We start from the raw sequence: 5,450 nt of genomic DNA on the forward strand, positions 1-5,450 counted from the left end.
CGGGGCGCGGCATGAGCCGTGCCCCGGGCCGGACCAGACCAGCTCGGATCAGATCGGATCAGAGCTTGGCGAACTCCGCCTCAAGGATGTCCAGACCCTCGTTGAGCAGGTCCTCACCGATCACCAGCGGCGGCAGGAAGCGCAGCACATTGCCGTACGTACCGGTCGTCAGCACCAGCAGACCCTCCTGGTGGCAGGCCTTGGCGAGCGCGCCGGTGGCCTCCGGGTTCGGGTCCTTGGAGCCGGACTTCACCAGCTCGATCGCGATCATCGCGCCGCGGCCGCGGACCTCGCCGATGATGTCGTACTTCTCCGCCATCGCGCTCAGGCGCGCCTTCATGATCTCGCCGATGTGCAGCGCCTTGGCGTTCAGGTCCTGCTCGCGCATGGTCTCGATCGCGCCGAGCGCCGCGGCGCAGGCCACGGGGTTACCGCCGTAGGTGCCGCCCAGGCCACCCGCGTGCGCGGCGTCCATGATCTCCGCGCGGCCGGTGACGGCGGCCAGGGGCAGACCACCGGCAATGCCCTTGGCCGTGGTGATCAGGTCAGGCACGATGCCCTCGTCCTCGCACGCGAACCACTGGCCCGTACGGCAGAAGCCGGACTGGATCTCGTCGGCGACGAAGACGATGCCGTTCTCCTTCGCGAAGTTCGCGATGGCGGGCAGGAAGCCCTTGGCCGGCTCGATGAAGCCGCCCTCACCGAGTACCGGCTCGATGATGATCGCCGCGACGTTCTCCGCGCCGACCTGCTTGGTGATCTGCGAGATGGCCTGGTCGGCGGCCTCCTGCGCGCAGTTCTCCGGGCCGGTCAGCCAGCGGTAGGGGTAGGCCAGCGGGACGCGGTAGACCTCGGGGGCGAACGGGCCGAAGCCGTGCTTGTACGGCATGTTCTTGGCGGTGAGCGCCATCGTCAGGTTCGTCCGGCCGTGGTAGCCGTGGTCGAAGACGACGACCGCCTGGCGCTTGGTGTACGCACGGGCGATCTTGACGGCGTTCTCGACGGCCTCCGCGCCGGAGTTGAACAGCGCCGACTTCTTGGCGTGGTCGCCCGGCGTCAGCTCGGCCAGCTGCTCACAGACCTCGATGTACGGCTCGTACGGCGTCACCATCACACAGGTGTGGGTGAAGTCGGCGAGCTGCGCGGTGGCCCGGCGGACGACCGCCTCCGCGCTGTTGCCGACCGAGGTCACCGCGATGCCGGAGCCGAAGTCGATCAGAGAGTTGCCGTCCACGTCCTCCAGGACACCGCCGCCCGCGCGCTTCACGAAGACAGGCAGCACGGCGCCGACACCACTGGCCACCGTGGCCTGCTTACGGGCCCACAGCTCCTGCGACTTCGGGCCGGGGATCGCGGTGACGACGCGACGCTCCTGGGCGAGGGCGGGGCCTCCGGACAGTTCGGTCATGGCAGTCTCCTGGGGGTGGAACGGGGACGTACAGAAGTGTTGTTCTCGCAGGCTAGGGGCGCGTGGGCGGGTCTGGCATGTTCCGTTCGGGAGAAGTGCGCGTGTTGCGTTGTCCGCACCGGACATAGCGACGGCCCGCGGCCAGTAGATTGAGCGAGGGCGTGCCCGGCAGCGGAGGGCACGAGCGCGGGCATGACAATGGGCAGGGCCGCCGACCGACACGGCGGCCGGCCCACCATGCAACAGGCCACGGCTCAAGGGGGACAAGGGGCACCGGATGGACACCGAGGGCACGCACGACGCACAGCACACCACTCCCCAGCCGGCCGACGGAGCGCACCGAACCGAACCCACCGTGCCGCGCCCCGCGGCACCGCCCACCCCGCCGGCGGTCGCGCCACGCACCCCGCCACGGCCTGCCGCGCCGCCGGCTCTTCCGGTCATGCCCGCTGCTCCGCCCGCCGGTCCCGCGGCCGCCGAGCCGCCGCTGCTGAGCTGGCTGCGCACCCCGCGTCCAGCCGCCGCGCCGGGCATCTGGACGTATGGACACCGGCCCCGGGCCGCGGAGGATCCCGACCGGGTCCCTGGACGGCAGCTGGTCAGCGGGGCGGTGATCTCGTTCCTGTGCGGGTGGCTGTTGTGGTCGTTGTTGTGGAACGGGTATCTCGGCGACTACTGGCTCTGGCCGTTGCTGCTGCTCACGCCGGATTCCTGGCGGGCACCCGGAGGCGACCAGATCGTCTATCTCTGGTCCGTCTACATCTACTACGGCCTGGTACTGACCTTCCTGGTCGTCATCTTCGGCCGCCTCGGCCGCTGGCCCGAACTCGTCAGGCGCACCCTGAAGCCGCTTGTCGACCGCATCCGCAACCACACCCCCGCCGCCAAGCCCGCCCCTGCCGCCGACCGCGCCCAATGGCCCGAGCTGCGCGCCCACGGTGCTCCGGACGCCGCCGACAAGCTGGCCGCCGAGGTCCGCTCCGGCCGGATGAACGATGTGGATGTGGCCAGGATCGAACGTGCCTGGCGCTCGGTCAGGTCCGGCAAGAACTCCCTGGCGTCCTTCACGGACACTGTGCTCCGGCACGGCGCGGAGGCCTGCGCGCACCCCTCGGGGCGCCGTGATCTGCCCCGCAGGACCGCCCACCACGACCTGCTGTCGCATCAGGTCCGCATCGGCACCGCCGCCGACCACCCCCGCAATCCGTATCAGCACCGCGGCGTCGGATGCGCCCTGGAGCCGAGTGTGTTGGGCACCTCGCTGCTGGCCGTCGGGCCCGCCGGCAGCGGCAAGACCACCCGGGTCGTCAAGCCGGTCGTGGAGTCGATGTGCCTGCAGGCGCTGGCCGGGCAGTGCGCGGTTATCGCCGTCGGACCGACCGGTTCCGACCTCGGTCCTGACGACGCGTTCGATGTGGTGGTCAGGGTCGGCCGCCCGGACCCCGAGTGCGACCTCGATCTCTACGGCGGCACCACCGACCCCGACGAGGCGGCCGGCATCCTCGCCGAGGCGCTGGTCGGCGACCTCGCCGAGCAACTGCCCGGCGGTGACAGCCGGCGCGCCGCGACCGCCCTGGCCCAGCTGCTCGGCCCCTTCCGGGCGGCCCACGACCGCTTCCCCAGCGTGCCCGAGCTGCGCGAACTGCTGGACGGCGCGCCTCAGGCGGTGACCGCGCTGCGCACCGCCCTGGAGGACGCCGGGGCCCACACCCTGCTGCGCGAACTGGACGCCCGCGCCCGCCAGTCGGAGCGCTCCGGCGATGTCGCCATACTGCTCGCCGACCGCATCGCGCTGCTCGACCGTCCCGCCTTCGCCGACTTCTTCGACCCCACGGGACGCACCCGCCAGGTCTCCCTGCGCGCCCTCGACCACCCCTTGCGGGTCCGTATCGAACTGCCCGAGCGCGGCCACGCGGAGGCCTCACGGATCCTCGCCCGGCTGGTCCTGGCGCAGTTCACCGAGTGCGCGGTGGGCCGCACGGACCGCTCGCTGTTCGCCTGCCTGGTGCTCGACGAGGCCGCCCACACCATCACCGCCGAGGCGCTACGCGGCCTCCAGCGACTTCGCTCGGCCAACGCCGGCGCGGTGCTGACGCTGCGCTCCCTGGACGACGTGCCCGACGCGCTGCGCGGCACGCTGCTCGGCGCGGTCGGCTGCCGGATGGCGTTCGCGGGCGTCACGACCTGGGACGGCGCGCGGTTCGCCGAGGTGTGGGGCAAGGAGTGGGTGGAGACCCGCGATGTGACCGACCGCCAAATCATCGCGGAGAGCGCCGCGGGAAAGGCGTTCCACATCTTCCGCCACCTGGTCACCGGCAAGGCGGCCACCGCCAAGGCCGTCACCGTACGCACCGTGGAGCGTGAACGCTGGTCCGCCTCCGACCTCGCCAACTCCGTCCCGGTCGGGCACGCGGTGCTGTCGGTGACGTCGGTGGCGGGGGAGCATGCACCGCCGGTGCTGGTCGACCTGCGCTCCTGAAGGGCGGGCGGAGGCCATCGCCTCCCTTCGGTCCCCGCGCACCACAGCCGTGGCCGTGATCTTCACCATTGGCCGGGATGGCCGAGGACGGTGACGCGTGCCGGCGATCACGTCCTCCAGGGAGGCGCCGGCCGCCGCGAGCTGGGTGGTGAGGTTGGCGAGCACCTGGCGGATTTGTCCGTCGTGGAGGTCCCCCGGATTCCTCCGCTGAGGCAGAATCGACACGGGCCGTTCATACGGGGCGGCGCAAACAGCTGGGCGGTGGCGTTCGACCGGGCGCCGGCGCTCGATGGCGCACCGGCCGTGATGCCCCGTACCGGTAGGTCCATCGGCTCCATGCCCTGGCCACCCTGGTCACCCACGCCAACGTCGTCGAAGTCATCGAAGGTCCCATGCCGCACACCCTCGCTTCCCTGGTCAACCACACCGCGCTCAAGCTGACCGTGCTTGCGGGCGAGGAGCGGCTGGACGTCCCCGTGCGCTGGGCGCACGCCAGTGAGCTGATCGACCCGGTGCCGTACATGGAGGGCGGCGAGCTGCTGCTGATCACCGCGCTGAAGCTGGACGCGGAGGATCCGGAGGCGACCCGCAGGTATGTGCGGCGGGTCGCCGAGGCCGGGGTCGTCGGGCTGGGCTTCGCGGTCGGGGTCAACTACGAGGACATTCCGGATGCGCTGGTCGTGGCGGCCAGGGAGCTGGGGCTGCCGCTGCTCGGGGTGCCCCGCAGGACGCCGTTCATCGCGATCAGCAAGGCGGTCTCGGCCGCCGTCGCCGCGGACCAGTACCGCGCGGTGACCGCCGGCTTCGAGGCGCAGCGGGAGCTGACCCGGGCGGCGCTCAGCGCGGAGGGACCGGCCGAGCTGCTGGCCCGGCTCGCCGCGCATCTGGACGGCTGGGCCGCGCTCTACGACGCGTCGGGTGCGGTGGTGGCCGCGGCCCCCGACTGGGCGGCCCGGCGGGCGGCCCGGCTCGCGGACGACGTGGGGCGGCTGCGCGAGCGCCCCGCCCCTGCCAGCTCGGTGGTCAGCGACACGGACGGTGACGACCGGGTCGAGCTGCAGTCGCTGGGTACGGGGCGCCGGGCGCGCGGGGTGCTCGCGGTCGGGACCGGCGCGCCGCTCGGCACCGCCGAACGCTACGCCGTGCACTCCGCCGTCGCGCTGCTCACGCTGACCACCGAGCGGTCCCGGGCGCTGCAGGACGCCGAGCAGCGGCTGGGCGCCGCAGTACTGAAGATGCTGCTCGCGGGGGAGCCGGACCACGCCCGGGCGGTGGCCGGGCGGCTCTACGGCGGGCTGCTGGACGCGCCGTTCCGGATGGTGGTGGCCGAGCCGGTGGCCGCCGACGACCCGTCGGCCGGAGGGTCCGCGGACGCCGGGTCGCCGGCGGCCCTGGACGCTCTTGCCGACGCGATGGACGCGGCGGCCGCCAGGAGCGGTGAGGCGGTGCTCGCCGTGCCGGACGGTGGCCGGCTGATCGTGCTGGTCGCGGACGGCGGGGCGGCCGCGGACGCCTGTGCCGCGTACGCCGCCGAGGTTGAGGCCCGGGCCGGCGCGCAGGCCC

The 5,450-nt window shown here is 72.8% G+C and carries 3 protein-coding genes; 2 read left to right on the forward strand and 1 reads right to left on the reverse strand.

Features of this window, described 5'->3' with window-relative positions; translation table 11 throughout:
- Window positions 1–58: 58 nt before the first annotated feature.
- On the reverse strand, window positions 59–1,408 hold the full coding sequence (gene gabT / locus DY245_RS07930) for a 4-aminobutyrate--2-oxoglutarate transaminase (protein ID WP_128504971.1): 1,350 nt from the start codon (window positions 1,406–1,408) through the stop codon (window positions 59–61).
- A 277-nt stretch (window positions 1,409–1,685) separates the two neighbouring features.
- Here gabT and DY245_RS07935 point away from each other — a divergent pair, with 277 nt between their 5' ends.
- Window positions 1,686–3,887 (forward strand): ATP-binding protein, encoded by a 2,202-nt coding sequence (locus DY245_RS07935; RefSeq protein ID WP_128504973.1) that lies wholly within the window; start codon window positions 1,686–1,688, stop codon window positions 3,885–3,887.
- Window positions 3,888–4,279: 392 nt separating this feature from the next.
- Window positions 4,280–5,450 (forward strand): PucR family transcriptional regulator ligand-binding domain-containing protein (locus DY245_RS07940; protein WP_128504975.1); only part of this gene is annotated, 1,171 nt, incomplete at its 3' end.

Source organism: Streptomyces inhibens (assembly GCF_003389455.1).
Lineage (GTDB): Bacteria > Actinomycetota > Actinomycetes > Streptomycetales > Streptomycetaceae > Streptomyces > Streptomyces inhibens.

What these genes read in the sequence shown, in the direction of transcription:
- DY245_RS07935 (WP_128504973.1), top strand. Translation starts at nt 1,686, where the DNA reads ATGGACACCGAGGGCACGCACGACGCACAGCACACCACTCCCCAGCCG.
- gabT (WP_128504971.1), bottom strand. Translation starts at nt 1,408, where the DNA reads ATGACCGAACTGTCCGGAGGCCCCGCCCTCGCCCAGGAGCGTCGCGTC.